Annotated in this window: 16 protein-coding genes; 1 reads left to right on the forward strand and 15 read right to left on the reverse strand. The window is 57.6% G+C overall.

The genetic code is table 11. The features are described from left to right. Positions 1–16: 16 nt before the first annotated feature. From tatC to CEPID_RS06170, 11 genes are all read right to left on the reverse strand, one after another. On the reverse strand, positions 17–1,099 hold the full coding sequence (gene tatC, locus CEPID_RS06125; RefSeq protein ID WP_407921617.1) for a twin-arginine translocase subunit TatC: 1,083 nt from the start codon (positions 1,097–1,099) through the stop codon (positions 17–19). Positions 1,100–1,301: 202 nt separating this feature from the next. Then, on the reverse strand, positions 1,302–1,616 hold the full coding sequence (gene tatA, locus CEPID_RS06130) for a Sec-independent protein translocase subunit TatA (protein WP_047240207.1): 315 nt from the start codon (positions 1,614–1,616) through the stop codon (positions 1,302–1,304). A 41-nt stretch (positions 1,617–1,657) separates the two neighbouring features. Continuing rightward, positions 1,658–2,650, reverse strand: a complete 993-nt coding sequence (locus CEPID_RS06135; protein WP_047240208.1) for a helix-turn-helix transcriptional regulator — start codon at positions 2,648–2,650, stop codon at positions 1,658–1,660. Then, the gene (locus CEPID_RS06140) at positions 2,650–3,687 is read right to left on the reverse strand and encodes a helix-turn-helix transcriptional regulator (RefSeq protein WP_047240209.1); all 1,038 of its coding nucleotides are present in this window, start codon (positions 3,685–3,687) and stop codon (positions 2,650–2,652) included. The genes CEPID_RS06135 and CEPID_RS06140 overlap by 1 nt, the downstream gene beginning before the upstream one ends. Then, on the reverse strand, positions 3,684–5,147 hold the full coding sequence (gene pafA / locus CEPID_RS06145) for a Pup--protein ligase (protein WP_047240210.1): 1,464 nt from the start codon (positions 5,145–5,147) through the stop codon (positions 3,684–3,686). Before pafA ends, CEPID_RS06140 begins: the two co-directional genes overlap by 4 nt. A 6-nt stretch (positions 5,148–5,153) precedes the next feature. Further along, positions 5,154–5,339: a ubiquitin-like protein Pup gene (locus CEPID_RS06150; protein ID WP_047240211.1), complete on the reverse strand. Its 186-nt coding sequence runs from the start codon at positions 5,337–5,339 to the stop codon at positions 5,154–5,156. 35 nt (positions 5,340–5,374) lie between these two features. Beyond that, positions 5,375–6,913 carry a depupylase/deamidase Dop gene (gene dop / locus CEPID_RS06155; RefSeq protein ID WP_047240212.1) on the reverse strand — a complete coding sequence of 513 codons (1,539 nt, stop codon included), beginning with the start codon at positions 6,911–6,913 and terminating at the stop codon, positions 5,375–5,377. A gap of 12 nt (positions 6,914–6,925) precedes the next feature. Beyond that, positions 6,926–8,470: a proteasome ATPase gene (gene arc / locus CEPID_RS06160; protein WP_047240213.1), complete on the reverse strand. Its 1,545-nt coding sequence runs from the start codon at positions 8,468–8,470 to the stop codon at positions 6,926–6,928. A gap of 101 nt (positions 8,471–8,571) precedes the next feature. After that, positions 8,572–8,694 (reverse strand): hypothetical protein, encoded by a 123-nt coding sequence (locus CEPID_RS13640; RefSeq protein WP_269081783.1) that lies wholly within the window; start codon positions 8,692–8,694, stop codon positions 8,572–8,574. 55 nt (positions 8,695–8,749) lie between these two features. After that, positions 8,750–9,589 carry a tRNA (adenine-N1)-methyltransferase gene (locus CEPID_RS06165; protein WP_047240214.1) on the reverse strand — a complete coding sequence of 280 codons (840 nt, stop codon included), beginning with the start codon at positions 9,587–9,589 and terminating at the stop codon, positions 8,750–8,752. A gap of 82 nt (positions 9,590–9,671) precedes the next feature. Next, positions 9,672–10,931, reverse strand: a complete 1,260-nt coding sequence (locus CEPID_RS06170) for a M18 family aminopeptidase (protein WP_047240215.1) — start codon at positions 10,929–10,931, stop codon at positions 9,672–9,674. 122 nt (positions 10,932–11,053) lie between these two features. Between CEPID_RS06170 and CEPID_RS06175 the strand changes: the two genes are divergently transcribed. Continuing rightward, on the forward strand, positions 11,054–11,890 hold the full coding sequence (locus CEPID_RS06175) for a RecB family exonuclease (protein WP_047241396.1): 837 nt from the start codon (positions 11,054–11,056) through the stop codon (positions 11,888–11,890). Here the strand turns inward: CEPID_RS06175 and CEPID_RS06180 are convergent. The 4 genes from CEPID_RS06180 to CEPID_RS06195 all read right to left on the reverse strand — a co-directional run bounded on the left by CEPID_RS06180 (position 11,867) and on the right by CEPID_RS06195 (position 15,639). Next, positions 11,867–12,460: a MusI family membrane protein gene (locus CEPID_RS06180; RefSeq protein ID WP_047240216.1), complete on the reverse strand. Its 594-nt coding sequence runs from the start codon at positions 12,458–12,460 to the stop codon at positions 11,867–11,869. The genes CEPID_RS06175 and CEPID_RS06180 overlap by 24 nt on opposite strands. 9 nt (positions 12,461–12,469) lie before the next feature. Continuing rightward, entirely contained in the window at positions 12,470–13,324 is an 855-nt protein-coding gene (locus CEPID_RS06185; protein WP_047240217.1) for a carbohydrate ABC transporter permease, read from the reverse strand. A 2-nt stretch (positions 13,325–13,326) separates the two neighbouring features. Further along, complete coding sequence (locus tag CEPID_RS06190) at positions 13,327–14,172, reverse strand: carbohydrate ABC transporter permease (protein WP_047240218.1); 846 nt, start codon at positions 14,170–14,172, stop codon at positions 13,327–13,329. Between the two features lie 135 nt (positions 14,173–14,307). Continuing rightward, complete coding sequence (locus CEPID_RS06195) at positions 14,308–15,639, reverse strand: ABC transporter substrate-binding protein (protein WP_047240219.1); 1,332 nt, start codon at positions 15,637–15,639, stop codon at positions 14,308–14,310. Between the last annotated feature and the right edge of the window lie 300 nt (positions 15,640–15,939).

Consider the following 15,939-nt stretch of genomic DNA (forward strand, 5'->3'; position numbering starts at 1 on the left):
GCCGAATGCGGGGTACTTAGAGCACGTCGTCGAAAGCAGAGGTGGGCTTTTCGCCTAAGTCACCCAACTCCGCGTTGCCACGGATGAACGAACTCGGCGTCGGCGCTACTGGGCCGGATGGCTGAACTGCAGAACTGCCAAAAGGTTCCGGTGTGGGATTGATCGGTGCTGGGCGCTCCACTGGGGCCGGCGCATCGGCACCGCCCGGAACGGTGGATAATGGCGTTGCTGCGTCATCATCGACATCGAGCCAATCAGGGCGATTCTTTGCTCGGCGCTTGTCATTAATTCGGGTGAATTGCAATGCTAATTCGACGAGTAAGGACAATGCCACTGCGAGCGCCACCATCGATACGGGGTCCTGACCCGGAGTCATGAATGCAGCGAAGGCAAACAACGCAAGGATGATAATCCGGCGCTTGTCTTTGACGGCTTCGTATTCAAGCACCCCTGCGATGTTCAGCATCGCGATAACCAGTGGCACTTCAAAGCTCACGCCGAAGATCAACAGCAAAGCGAGCAGGAAGCTGTAGTACTGCTGGCCATTTAGAGCAGCCACCTGTGCGTTATCGCCAATGGAAAGCAAGACATCCAAGCCGTAAGACACCACAAAGTAAGCCAAGAACGCGCCGGAGACGAACAGTAGCACCGCGATGGACACGAAGGCAAAGGTCCACCGACGCTCATTCTTCATTAATCCTGGCGTGATAAAACCCCAGATCTGCGCCAGCCACACCGGTGAGGCGAAGACGGTCCCCGCTAGTGCGCCCACTTTTAGACGCAACATGAACATTTCAAATGGGGCGGTTGCCAGCAATTTACAGCTGCCATCGTGGGAGAAGTCGGCGCGTCGTTCAATCGGCAAGGAACAGTACGGCCCGCGCAGGATTTCGCCCAAGGACGTCACCCCGAAAAATGAGTGTTGGTACCACAGGAAGCCCGCGACGGTACCTACCGCCAACGCCAACAAGGAGATGATCAGCCGACGACGCAGCTCCTGGATGTGCTCAACCAGTGACATTGAGCCGTCTGGGTTCTTTGGGCGTCGAGTAGCCCGTCGTTTCTGCTTTATCGACGAGCTGTTGGACCCTGGAGGCATAGCCTGCGCTCCTGCGTTGGCACTTGGGGTGCTCATGGTGCGTAACAATCACTTTCCACAAAAGAATCCATCACCGGGAAAGGTGGTGGTTTGCAGCCCACCTCGTGCACGGTGAAAATGCCCGGCGTGATCTCACCAAAAGTGAGATACCACCGAGCATGAGTGCACAGATGAGCCTTGGTTAACTATCGACGGCAACCGACTACTGAGCTGGATTCTGTGGGTACTGCTGATTGCCCGGAGCCGGCTGCTGAGGGTACGCCTGCTCAACCAGCTGTTGAGGGTATGGCTGCTGAACTGGCTGTGCGTAGCCCTGAGCTTGCTGTTGCGGGTAGCCCTGTGGCAACTGTGGCTGCGCTGGTTGCTGGTCGTCATTCTGCATTTCCTTCACTTCAGACTTGAAGATGCGCATGGAGCGACCGAGGGAACGAGCAGCGTCCGGCAGCTTCTTCGCGCCGAAGAGCAGGATGACCAGGACGGCGATGATGATGAGCTCGGTAGGGCCAAGATTTGGCATGAGTTACCTCGTTTGATGGAGACGATCGGATAAATGCAGTGTTAGGAACGCATGGTGCCTATCGCGCTATCATACGCTGCCAGTCCAGCGAGTGCGCGTTGGGTGAGGGCCTGCGCGGCGGAATGATTGTCCGCTATGACGATGGACCCGCCCTGGCTCAAAATGAACCGCTGCAGCCAAGCGTCTGAGGCAACCCGCAAGGTGGCGTAACGCCATCTCGCGTCGTGCCAGTCTTTGAGTTCCATGGGAACGTAATCGGCCAGCCACAAAGCCTCGCGCGCGACCTTTATCAGGACGTCACGGCTGTTCTTGGACAAGGAAAATGGGTCCCTGGCATCGAATACCAGTTGTCTTGCGTGCGGTTCGGCAGGTTCGTCCAGAACGACGATGTCGCTCATTCGATCCAGCCGAAAGTTGCGATGGGCAGCCTTGTCGTGGTCCCACCCCACTAAGTACGTGCCAGTCTGGGCGCTGAAGATGCGGGTGATGGAAATCACTCGTTGGCTAAGGTGCTCCTCATTAAGTGAATGGTAGCTAAAGCTAATGCGGCGGCGTTCATCTACCGCTCGGCGCACCGACTCAATGGCTGTCTCCACTTCTGATTGAGAGGTATCGGCCTCTGCAATTGCGTCGACGACAGCTTCAACTGAACGTCCCATCAACCCGCGCAGCTTGGCCGCTGCACTGAGGACTGCGTCCCGGTTTATGAGCCCGGGCGATTGCTCTAAATTTTCCAACGCGAGCAGCAATGCACCGGCTTCCCGGTGGGTCAAGCGTAACGGCTTGTCCAAACCCTGAGTTTCTAGCACTCGCACCCCAGAGTAATCAATCTCGAGGTCCACGAGGTCACCCGGGTAGAGACCTGGAAGCCCGCAGCACCACAACCGGTTGAGGTCATCTTTGATCTGTTCAGGAGACATGCCAAGGTCCGCTGCCGCCTCCATCAGGGAATGATCTGGGTGGGAGGCAAAATAGGGCAACAGATTGAGCATCCGGACTAAGCCCGGAAGGTATTCGTGTCCACGCGCAGCCATTAGCTCTTCTCCTCAGTATTGGCAGTCGCCTGTTCCTCGCATGCATCCTTGTGTGCCTCAGCGACCGCTCGCAAATGCCCGATGACTGCTTCGCGCGCGGTCTGTGGGGCCAAGACCAGGGCAAAGGGAGCATGAGCCGCGGCGGACCGAACCAACCAACCCTGATCGACATTGGCTAGCTCGTAAGTGTCATAACCCGGGATATCGTCGCGAGCAACAAGCGTGCCGACCTCGGTGAGTTCCCGGGCACGCCCCGGTTGGATGGCCACGGTGGCGTCGATAAGCTGGTGCCCCCGGCGCAATGAGTTTGTCACTAGTGCCTGCAAGTCCTCGGCCGGCGGTTTTGGGTGGGTGGCTGTGCCGGACTGGGTAATGTCTGAGATTCGGTTGATGCGGAAACTTCGTGGTTCATCACGGTCGAGATCGAATCCGACCAGGTAGAGGCGATTGCGTAGTGGGACCAGGCCCCATGGGTCCATGTGGCGGGTTTGCGTCTCGCTGTCGGCCGCAGCTTGGTAAGAAAAGCTGATTGCTAGCCCTTTGCTGCAGGCACGCAGAATCCGGTCGAGATCGATGGCGGTGATGGAAGCGATGTCGCCGACGGTGGTAAATTCAGCGCCGCCGAGCTCGCGGTGTGCACCGGCGGCTGCGATTTTTGTCCAACCTGAACGGGCGAAGGCCGCGAGTTCTTGGTTCATCCCCATGTCCCCTGCCAACCCCAGGACGGTAGCCTCAGCCGGGGTGAAGTTGATTTCCGGGAGCGCATAGTCGTCGGCGGCGAGGCGATGGGCTGGTTGTACTACGCCGTCGGGAGTGCGAAACTCGGCAATCGTTTCGATGGGGACACCCACGAGCAGGAGATCCCTGCGATCCCGCGCAAAGAGCTTTTTAAAGGCCGTCTCGCCAAGGTTTTGATAGCCATCGACGTTGCTGTGGATCCATTTGCCAGTTAGGTATTTCTTGCCCAGCCGATCGGCGTTAAGAAACGCGAACGTGAGATTCATCAAGCGTTCAAGCCGGGGGTCCTTTTCGGTCATGGCATCTCCCCTCGTGGGTGCGCAGCCAGATAGGCGATGAGTTCGTCCACCCGCTCGTCCACAGCCGCAAAGGGATCGACGAGTTCCACCACCTTGGGCTCGGGCCGATTAACTTTTAGCCGCGTCCAATCCACGGTCGTGGGCGCTTGATGCTCCAGCGCGGCGGATAAGAACCGCCCCCGCAGGTGCGCCCGCGTGCTCGCAGGGGGCGTATCGACGCTCTCCGCGATCGCCTCGTCCGTGGTCCACCGATTGATCAGCCCGCGGTTCAACAGCACGGAATAAAGGCCTCTGCCTGGCCTAATGTCATGGTAAGCGAGGTCGATCTGCGCGAGCTTGGGGTGGTCGATTTCAAAACCAAAGCGATCCTGATAGCGCTGCAACAACTGCCTTTTGATAATCCAGTCGATGTCCTTGTCCACCGCACTGAAGTCGCCGGTTTCAATTGCGTCCAACACCCGACCCCACAGCTCAACAACGCGTTCGAATTCCCGCTGCGGGGTTGCGGAAACTAGGTCAGTCCGGCTGACCAAACGATCTTGACGCTGTCCTAGCCAGTCCTTGGCTGCGGTATGGAAAGTGCGCTGGATCTCGAGCGCAGTGATCGTGCGGCCGTCGCGCAGTCGCACAACGGTGCCGCCGGTGGTATCCCTAGCGATCTCGCGGATCGACTCGATATCGTCTGCCAATTCGAGGTCTGGCAGTGCGACATCGGCCTCGATCATCTCCAAGACCAGTTCCGTCGCGCCGATTTTCAACGCGAAGGTGGGCTCGGCCATATTGGAGTCGCCGACGATGACATGCAGGCGCCGATACAAGTTGGAATCCGCGTGCGGCTCGTCACGGGTATTGATGATGGGGCGGGACCGAGTGGTTGCCGAGGACACCCCTTCCCACACGTGATCCGCACGTTGTGAAACGCAGTAACCCGCGCCATACTTCGTGCTGGCCGAACCAAGGAACGGGCGGTAAACCAACCCAGCGCCCACGATCAGTTGCCGGGTGATCAAAAACGGCATGAGTTGGCGCCCCAGCGTTCGCAACACTGCGCTACGGGAGACCAGATAGTTTTCGTGGCAACCGTAGGAGTTTCCTTGCGAGTCCACGTTGTTTTTGAACAGGAACACCTTCGCCGGCATACCCTGCTTGGCTAGCTGCTGCTCCGCCTGAACCGCTAAGTCATTCAGGATCACGTCTCCCGAGCGCTCGTAGTTGAGCAGTTGCGTAATGGAGTCGCATTCCGCGGTGGCGTATTCCGGGTGAGAGCCTACGTCGAGGTAGAGGCGCGCGGCATTGCGCGTGAAGACATTTGAGGAAGCATATTCCGCTACCACCGGGCGAAACACGTAACGAGCGATGTCGTCCGGGCCCCACGGTTTGCGGCTGGGGTCGTCGAAAAGGCAGCTGATGCCGTATTCGGTTTCGATGCCTTTGATGCGTCGAAGAAGCGCCTCACCCACGAGTGGTTACTCCCCGCCTTTTTGGACGTAGGACTTTACGAATTCCTCTGCGTTGTTCTCTAGGAGGCCATCGATTTCATCCAACAGATCGTCAGTGCCGGTCGTATTGAGCTGAACCTGACCGGCGCTGGTGGTGGCGTCATCGGCATCATGGTCCCGGCCGCCGGTGGAATAAGTCTGTGGATTCGTCATGGGTTACCTTTCAACTGGCTGGACTTCTAAACAGATTACGCGCTCGGGTGCGCAATGCGTTGGACAAGTGCCGGGGCGTGGTGCTCGAGGGCATCGACTAGCTCGGGCGCGGTGGTGCCCGCTGACGCCAGCTTTTCGACGTCCGTTCGCGTCAACAAATCCAAGCGCGGGAGATAGATTCGGGCGGCGGCGGTGGCGCTGGTCGCGAGTTGAATCGTGTCCCAGGATGCCGCCAATACCTCTGATCCCCAGCGTTGCATGACCATCCCGCGGAAATAAGCCCGAGAATCAGCAGGCGGTTCATCCGCTGCGGCGGCGATGGCGCTGGCATCGACTAGGGTGCGCATTCGCTGTTTGCGAACTAAGGCATGGTAGAGCGATTTTTCCGGATCGATCGAGCAATACTGCAGGTCAATCAGGGCGATCTTGGGGTCGGACCACGTGAGACCACGATCGATAAAACCGCGCATCAACGCGAGTTTTGCGGTCCAATCCAACAGGTGCGCCGTCTGTAAGGGATCACTTTCGAGCAGATCCATGACCTCGCCCCACAGCTGATGGACTTTGAGATCAACTTCGGTGACTGGGGTGCACCGTCGATGGTATTCGCGCAGAATGTCGAGCGCAGTTATGCTGCGCCCGTCGCGTACATCTAAGCGGTGCGTGAGGGTGAGGTCCCGGGAGACGCGCTGGACTTCGCGGACGGCGTCGACAAGCTGCAGGTCGCGGAATTCTACCCCCTGTTCGATGGCATCGAGGACCAAGCTGGTCATACCGAGCTTGAGGAAGTTTGACGTATGCGACATGTTCGCATCGCCGATGATGACGTGCAGTCGGCCGAATTCACCTTCTGAGGCGTGGGGTTCGTCCCGGGTGTTGATGATGCCCCGGTTGAGGGTGGTCTCCAGGGAGATTTCCTGCTCGATGTAATCGGCGCGTTGAGAGATCTGGAAGCCGGGAATTTCGCCGCGTACCCCCAGGCCGACTCGGCCGGCACCGGTGATGACTTGCCGTGCCACGAAGAACGGGATGAGGGACTGTGCCAGCACATCGAAGTCGGTAGACCTTGAATAGAGATAGTTTTCGTGACTGCCGAAACTGGCGCCTTTGCCATCCACGTTGTGCTTATAGATCTGCAGTGGCGGGCAGGGTTCATGTCCTGCCACCGCAGACTTACCCTGGGCAGCAAGCTCCGTCGTGGCGGCTACCGCGCGAGAGACGATGAGGTCGCCAGCCGCGTCGTAGATGAACGCGTCCCACGCGTTGGTGGTCTCTGGGGCGGAATACTCCGGGTGGGCGTGGTCGACATAAAAGCGGGCGCCATTGCTGGTCACCATGTTTGCTACCCCGACAGCGTTCGGATCGATCACCGGCACGGTGTGATAGCGCTTGAGGTCGAATCCGCGCTGGTCGCGCAAGGGGTGCTCGCTGGCGAAGTCCCAGTGGGATCGTCGTGCGGAGACTTTCGCGGCGTAGCTCACCACCAGATGCGTGGAGGTAATGATCGGGCTGAGTGTTGGCATCGTCGGGCTGGCGATGCCGTATTCAGTTTCGGTGCCCAAAAATCGCGACATAATCTGTATCTCCTAACCGATGATCCGCACGTTGGTAATCGTGCCTGCGTGCCGCGAAACCCCGGTGGCTGCAATCCGCGCCCATTCATCCGGGCTGGACGTGTTCGGTAGGTCTTCGTTCTCGCGGTTTTCCGCGTCAATTGCGCTGATCAAGTGGTCCACGGTGATGCCGGAGCCACACCCGGCCAAGTGGTCTTTGATGGCGAGCTTCTTCGCTCGGCTCACCACATTCGCGATCATCGCACCGGAGACGAAGTCGCGGTAATGCAAAATTTCCTGCTCGCCCGTCGAATACGTCAGTTCTACGAAAGGGCGATCGGCGTAAATGTGGGTCACTGCGGCGTCGATAAGCAATTCGGCGGGCGCGGCGAGCGGTAGGTCGGAGCGGATGTGCTTGGCAAAAATGTCGGCGGCAGCGCTTTGCGACGGCCGATCCACGCGGATCTTGACGTCGAGGCGCCCAGGGCGCAGGATCGCGGGGTCGATGAGTTCCTCGCGGTTGGTTGCACCGATAACGATCACGTTGCTGAGCTTTTCCACGCCGTCGAGTTCTGCCAGCAGCTGTGGCACCACGGTGGTTTCCATGTCTGAGCTCACACCGGAGCCACGGGTGCGGAAGATTGATTCCATCTCATCGAAGAAGATGATGACGGGCTTGCCGTCGCTGGCCAGCTCGCGGGCACGCTCGAAAATGAGACGGATTTGGCGCTCCGTTTCGCCCACATACTTATTGAGCAGCTCCGGGCCCTTAATGTTGAGGAAGTACGAGCCAGATTCGCTGCCCATACGCACCGCCAGCGAATGGGCCACTGCCTGGGCAATCATCGTCTTGCCACAGCCGGGCGGGCCGTAAAGTAGCACGCCCTTCGGCGGGTGTAGTTCATAGGCTTGGAAAAGCTCGGGGTGGGCAAAAGGCAACTCGACGGCGTCCTGAATCTGCTCGATCTGGTTGTGCAAGCCACCGACGTCCGCGTACGTCACATCTGGGACGATCTCCAGCGCCAGGCGGTTGACTTCCGTCTTTGGAATCACCTCAAAGGCATAGCCGGCCTTGGTGTCCACCAGCAACGTGTCCCCGGGGCGGGGCGCACGATCACCAGTCTGCAGCGCGCCGGCAAGCTTGACGACGACCTCTTCGCCTGAATGGTCCTGGACCAACGCACGGTTGCCATCGATGGTCTCCGTGAGGGTGGCTAATTGGCCAGAATCAGTGTGGCCACAGGCTTCCACTACAACGCTTCCCTCCCCGAGTCGCACCCGTATGCCCGGAACCAACGAAGCACGATCCAAGGTGGGGTCGATCATCAGCCGCATGTGTCGGTTGCCGGTGAAAACCTCGGCTGAGCGGCCGTTATCTTCGGTGCCCAGGTAAGTGCCGTAGGTGGATGGCGGGGTGTTGAGCCCTTCGAGTTCCTCGTACAGCACTTGCAGCTTGTCGCGCGAGGCTTTGAGCAACTCGGCGAGCTTGGCATTGCGGGTGCCAAGCTCATGATTTTTGTTTTGGAGCGCGCGCAGCTCGGCCCGCAACTCCGTCACAGTGGGACTGGAAGAAGTCATACCCTCCAATGTAGCTGGTACAAAGGTCCGCTTGCTGCAAGGATGCTAACTGGAGAGGGAATGTGGGTGCCGCCCGTTCCCTCTCCGGGCCCCACCCCGCACTACAAATCACGCTCGCCGGGGTTCTTACGATCCTTGGCCCACTTCCTAATCCAAATTGTCCCCAGAATGAGAACAATCAGAATCAGAATGGCGGTACCAATGTAAATAGCTTCAGAGGACATGTTTTCTACCCTTTCGATAGTAATTGCTTATTGCAATTCTCCAGGATAGCGAAACCTAGCGACGGGCGCGACGCTGTGGGCGTGGCGCTACGGTGCCATCTGCTAGCCGACGAGCCCAGATTAGGAAGGCCGTGTGGGCATTCATCCGGTGCTCTGGACGGGTTGCCAACCCCTCCACTTTCCATTCACGCACAAGCGATTCCCACGCCTTCGGCTCGGTAAAGCACTTGAGTTCACGCAGCCCTTCCATGACTTTCATCAGCTGCGGCACCGTGGCCACGTAGGTCATGAATACCCCGCCCGGCACCAGCAGCTTTGAGCAGGTCTCCAGGCATTCCCATGGCTCGAGCATGTCCAAGATGATGCGGTCGACCGGTTGGCCGCCAACATCATCCAAGGTGACCTCCTTCAGGTCACCCAAACGCGGGCTCCAGGTATCAGGGCGACCACCAAACCAACCATCGACATTGGATTCGGCGTATTCCAGGTGATCCTCACGGATTTCGTAAGAAATCAGCTCGCCGGTCGGTCCGATCGCACGCAACAAGGCCATCGATAGCGCTCCGGAGCCCGCTCCGGCTTCCAGGACGCGGGCACCTGGGAAGATATCGCCCTCGACCAAGATTTGTGCGGTGTCCTTGGGGTAAATAACGGCAGCGCCTCGCGGCATGGAGAGGATATGGTCTACCAGCAGGTGGCGGAAGCACAGGTACTCCCCACCCATCGCAGTTTTGTACACGGTGCCTTCGTGCTTTCCGGCGATCTCATCGTGGGGGATGATGCCCTTGTGGGTATGAAGTGCACCTCCGGGTTCCAGGATGATCGTGAAGTGACGGCGTTTGGCGTCGGTGAGCTGGACGCGGTCGCCGTATTGAAATGGGCCGGAGTTAGCCATGCGCGGCCTTTCTGCTGGAAGGGAAATCGAATCGAAACTTCAGGCACGCGCGGCATATACCCGCGCGTGCAGGGTTACTACCTTACAGCGTGTACACCAAGTAGCTTTCCAGGGCCATCGTCATCCACGCCATGTCTGCGGCGCTGGCGAGCTCGCGCGCGGAGTGCATCGACAGCAGTGGGATTCCTACGTCTACGGTCGATACGCCCAAACGGGTGGCGGTGATCGGCCCGATGGTCGATCCGCACGGGCTATTGTTATTGCCTGCGAATACCTGGCTGGGTACCCCGGCCGCGGCGCAGGCACGCTGCCACATTCCGGCCGAGCGGGCATCGGTGGCATAGCGCTGGTTGGCGTTGACCTTCAAAACTGGTCCCTGGCCAAGTACTGGATAGTTCACGGCGTCGTGGCGGGCTGCATAGTTGGGATGGATCGAGTGCGCTGCGTCGGCAGACACGCAGGTGGAACGGGCGTACATCTGATGCAAGCCTTCCGTATCGGCACCCAGAGCGGTGCCAGTGCGCACCAACACGTCCTCTAGGATTGGGCCGGCTGCCCCGTACATCGTTGCGGAACCCACTTCCTCGTGGTCAAAAGCCGCGAGCACCAAAATGTCCTCGCCGGCATCCCCAGATTCGATTGCGTTGATAAGTGCCTGCAACGACGCGTACACGCTGGAAAGATTGTCCATCCGTCCAGCGGCAATCAGCTTTGATGGGCCGAAGATCACACCGCGCGCCCCATCAACGGTAATCAGATCGTGCCCGACGATATCCTCGGCGTTCACCCCGGCCGAGGCCGCGATGATGTCCATGATCTTCAGTTCGGGATCGTCCACCGCAAAGATTGGCTGGGTGTGGGCCTGCTTATCGACGTGTAGCGCGTCGTTCGCCCCGCGGTCGAGGTGGATAGCCAGGTGCGGAATCCGCAGCATCGCTTCCGTAGTGACGAGGCGCTGGGAGCCGTCGGCAAGCTCAATGCGGCCGGCAAGCTGGAGCTCGCGATCGAACCACGATGCCAGGATTGGCCCGCCGTAGATCTCGACGCCAATTTGCTGGAAGCCACTGCCCTGCAGTTCTGGAAGCGGCTTTGCTTTGAAACCGGGTGAATCGGTGTGGGAGCCGATGATGCGGAACCCGGAACGAGGCGAGGCATCCTCCGGCACCCACCATGCCACGACGGCGCCTCCCCGAACCATGACATGACCACCGGGGCTGGCATCCCACTGTTCGTTTTCTTCTTGGCGGACAAATCCGATGCGTTCAAGCCGATGGGCTACTTCTTCTGCAGCGTGGAAAGAGCTTGGACTAGCAGCGATGAAATCGAGGAAGGATTCAGACATACCTTATAGCTTGCCACTTCTGGCTACCGTTGGCTGGAAAAGCCACGATTGGAAAATTGCCTCATCGGGGTGCATCCCGGTCCGTACAGACGCTGAAAGAAAGGCTAGACTGGGTGGTCATTATGGCTAGCAAACCAAAACTTCTTGCGCTGTCTCCTTCGCGGGCCAGTGACTATGAACAATGCCCGCTGCTTTACCGTCTCCGCGCGATCGACCGGATCCCGGAGCCAACCACGATCGCCCAGGTCAAGGGCACTCTCGTGCATGCGGTGTTGGAAGAGATGCATAAGCTCCCGCGGGAGCAGCGAACGTATCCGGCAGCGGTAAAAAGGCTAAAGCCACATTGGGCGCTCTTGACGGCTGCAGACCCATCGCTAGATGAACTTGTTCCTGAAGCAGATTTGTACGATTTCCTCGTGGAGGCGCGCACGTTGCTGCGGGGCTACTTCCACATGGAAAACCCACAGGGTTTCGACGCCCACGAGTGCGAGATGTATGTAGATACCGTCCTGCCGAATGGTGTCCCCGTGCGTGGCTTCATCGATCGCGTTGACATCGCCCCGACCGGCGAAGTTCGCGTCGTTGATTATAAGACGGGCAAGAAGCCCAAACCGCAATACAGCCAGCAAGCAAAATTTCAGATGCGTTTCTACGCTCTCGTCTACTGGCGATTGTTCGACACCATTCCAGCCCAGCTGCGGCTGATGTACCTCAAGGTCATGGACCATTTAGTGCTGCAACCGTCCCGGGAAGAGCTAGAGTTCTTCGAGCGTGATCTGGGAGATCTTTGGGGCAAGATCGAGCAGGACGGCAAGGCTGGCACTTTCCGGCCGAAGACCTCCAAGCTGTGCGATTGGTGTTCTTTCCAGAAGATGTGCCCAGCGTTTGGTGGCACCCCACCCGAATATCCTGGTTGGCCTGGTAGTGTCGCTGATCTAGTCGAGCCCGCCGAGCAATAGCGCCACCAGGTACCACGCCAGCGCGGGGCCGATGAGAACGCTAAATAGCGCGATCGCTGCCCACTGCCCAGGCAGCGCGAGTACGAGCGCAGGCACGGTCAATAGTGCAACAGCGGCCAGGATGGATCTCGGCAGAAAACGGACTGCGGCCCACACTGCTTGCCTTATCGACGCCATCCCGCGCCCCCACAACACGAAGTACCACGCGATTAGCGCGGTCAGTAGTAAGACTCCGGAGCCAAGCGATCCCATGACTACCGTGTAGGCTTCCCGCGACACATTGGCCCGGTTGATGATCAAGTATTCATAGCTGCAGACCAGGAAAAAAATAAGTAGCACAGCCGAAGCAAGCAATCCACGGGGTATGTCGCGACGAAACTCATGAAAGAAGTCTCGAACCGGGCGGACGGCTTCTTCCCGGCTCAGGCGTTGGGTTTGGGTGGCTAGCGCTTTAGTGGCTGGCCCGATGCTTACCAATGGCAGACTGCTGATGAGGAAACAGAAGTTTAGAATCACCAGGTCAGCAGCCAAGTCGAGCGCTGCGTAGAGTCTGCCGTTGGGGTCGAACACAGTGGATGTTTAGCCCTTCACTGCACCAGCAGCGACACCTTCGATGATGTGCTTTTGGGTGGCCAGGTAGAAAATGACGATAGGAATGATAGCGAGTACGAGCATAGCCATCATGGCACCCATGTCTCGGTTACCATTGGAGCCCACGAAACTTTGCACCACGACGGGGATCGTCTTGTATTCGGTCGACAAACCGATCACTAGGTATGGCAGCAGGTAATCGTTCCACACCCACATCGCGTTGAGGATCGCAACGGTGACGGAGGTTGGCTTGAGCATTGGGAATACTACTCGGAAGTAGTTTTGGAGTGGGCCACAGCCGTCGATAAGCGCGGCTTCCTCGATCTCCATCGGAATGGACTTAACAAAACCGGCGAACATGAATACCGACAGGCCTGAGCCGAATCCCAAGTACAAGACTACGATGCCCAGCGGGTTCGATAGACCGAGCATGTCGGCGATTTTCACGGTTGGGAACATCACCATCTGGAACGGAATCACCATGGAGAACACGAAGAGGAAGTACAAGCCGGTGGTCCACCACGTCTTGACGCGGGTGATGTAATAGGCGGTGAGGCTAGAGAAGAAGACGATCGCAGCTACCGACAAAATGGTGATGACGAAAGACCACAGGATCGCCGAGAGGAACCCTTCTTTCATCAGACCCACAGTGTAGTTTTCGAAACCGGCCCACATGTCGCCCAGAGGGAGGGCAAAGGGATTGTCGGAAATGGCGAACTTCTGTTTGAACGAGTTCTGGAAGATGAAGAAAATTGGACCGAGGAACACGATAGTTAGAAACACTAACACCGCATAAATCACGCCGGTGGACGCCGGGTTCTTTTTTGAAACTGGTGCGGACATAACTAGGCCTCTACTTCCCTGCTGCGGGTAGTTTGCAGCTGGAACAGCGCAAACACCACTACTACGACGACGAAAATCACTGCTTTTGCCTGGCCGACGCCCTCAACTCCGATGCGCGTGAACATGGTGTTGACGATGTTCAGCGCGACCATTTCCGTCTTGGCCGCTGGTGCACCGTTGGTGAGCGCGAGATTCTGGTCGAAGAGCTTGAAGGTGTTCGACAGTGTCAGGAAGAGGCAGATGGTGATGGATGGCATGACCATCGGAATGGTGACGTTGCGCAAGATCTCCCACTTCCCGGCGCCATCGAGTTGAGCCGCTTCGATGAGCTCAGGTGGGACATTTTGCAGGCCAGCGATGTAGATGATCATCATATAACCGATGAGCTGCCAGTTAATCAATACCACGAGGCCAAGGTAGCCGTACTTCCAATCGGCCACGATCGTGGTGCCGTAGTGAGAGAGCACCGCATTGATCATCGATTGCCAGGTGTATCCCAACACGATGCCACCGATGAGGTTGGGCATGAAGAAGATGGTGCGGAAGAAATTCGTGCCCCGTAGCTTTCGAGTCAGGATCCACGCGATCGAGAAGGCGAAGATATTCACCGTGATGATCGAAGCCACCACAACGAGGCCAGTAAACACGAATGAGTTCAGGAACCCCTCGCGCTGGCTAAAAGCTTTCTGGTAATTGTCCAGGCCCACCCACGTCGCATCGGTGATGGTGGTGAAGTCGGTGAAGGAGAGGAAGAAGCCCATCACGAAAGGGACTAGGAATGCGATCGCGAAGGCGATGAGTGTGGGAAGCACGAAGATAGGGAAATATTTTTTTAATGATCCCTGCATAACGTCACCATCTTTAGGTAATGAATCAAAGGAAACCAGTGCGCATACGGACACCGGCGGAGCTCGCGTTGGCCGTCGGGGAAGCTAGCCTGCTATTTCTTCCCTTGCAGCCAACGCGAGCGGAACTGCTGGAGACTACTTGCCTGCGCTCTCAGCAGCCCAGCCATCAACGAAGACCTTAACTACTTCGTCCCATGGCATCTTGCCGGCAGCGTATTGTGCCAGAGCTTGGCCGAAGTCGTTCTTAAACTTCTGAGATGGGAAGTACTGGAAGTCCCAAGGGATGGTAGTCAGATCCTTGTTGTCGATCGCGGCGGCAACTTCCTTAGCCAGCGGATCGTTAGGCGTATCCGTCTTGCTGAAGTTGTTGAACGGAGCGTTGAATCCAAGGTCATTGATGACGTACTTCTTGCCTTCATCGGTGGTGAACAACCAGTTGATGAAGTCCACAGAAGCCTTGCGGTTCGCCTCAGGGGCCTTGGCGTTGACGCCTAGGTAATTCTCGGTGCCGACGGCAATGCCGGTCTTCTGCTCGTCCGGCAGCCCCATGTAAATAGGCAGGTACTTGACGTTTTCCGGCTTAACCACATTGCCGTTTACCTTGTCGATCTGGCTCCAAGCCCAGTTGCCGTTTTGTACCATGGCGGCCTTGCCGAGGGCGAACTCAGCCATCGAGTCAGTCACCGCCTTGGAAGGAGCTAGCTTCTTATCGACGGTGGAGTTGTTCAAGTACAGGTCGAAAATGTTCTTGAAGTCTTCGTTGTACTTGAACTTAAGGTCCTTGGTTTCTTTGGTGCCCAGGTCCTTGAATTCTTGGTGTACTGGCAGGTTTGCCAGGTGGGTCTGCCAACGCCAATCCTCGCCAGAAGCAAGGGACGTTGACGCAAAGACGCCTTCAATGCCGAGCTCGGCCTTCTTGGCCTGCATATCCTCGGAGACAGCCTTGAGGGTTGCGTAATCCTTGACGTCAGCTGCACTCTTAGCCTTCGCATCAGGCAGAGCGAAGTACTTGTCAAAGATAGCGGCGTTGTAGATCAGACCGTATCCTTCGACAGCGAATGGTACGCCGTAAACTTTGCCATCGGACCCCTTGAGTGCCGGGACGTCCGGGTTGAGGTTCTTGGTGATTTGTGCGTCGGTCATGTCCGCCATGTATGGCTGCCAGGTTTTCAGTCCGGTTGGGCCGTTGACCTGGAAGATCGTAGGAGCATCCTTCTTGCCGATTTCTGCCTTAAGGGTTTGTTCATAGCTGTTGGACGCAGCCGTAACCACCTTGACCTGGACGCCGGTCTTAGCGGTGTAGTCCTTGGCGATCTTCTGGTACGCGGCATCCTGTTCCGGCTTGAAATTCAGGAAATATACCGATCCCTTGTCGGAATCGCCGCCTCCGCTGGAGCAAGCTACCAATCCGCTAGCAGCAATTGCTGCAGCAGCAAGGACTGCCGAAATGCGTTTGATTGACTTCATAGGTCAAATCTCCCTATCGAGGTAAGCGAGGTTGCACTGCACGGACTGGACATAACCAATCGGAGTTAAATCCACGGAATTCCGAAGAAATCTTGCTGCAACTCGCATCGTTTTTCGATCAATTGATCGTTCCCCTTAAGGTTAGCTCATGTGACATCTCAACTAATAAAAAGATTCATATAATTTGCATCACGGTGTGCCCTGAGGCGCATTTGGGAATTATCAGCGTATTTCCCGGTGGTCAGCGGGAGCAAGAGCTCGTTGCCGTATAAAACGAGATGTCGCCCACAACCGCTACCG

It is taken from the genome of Corynebacterium epidermidicanis, from assembly GCF_001021025.1.
GTDB classification, from domain to species: domain Bacteria; phylum Actinomycetota; class Actinomycetes; order Mycobacteriales; family Mycobacteriaceae; genus Corynebacterium; species Corynebacterium epidermidicanis.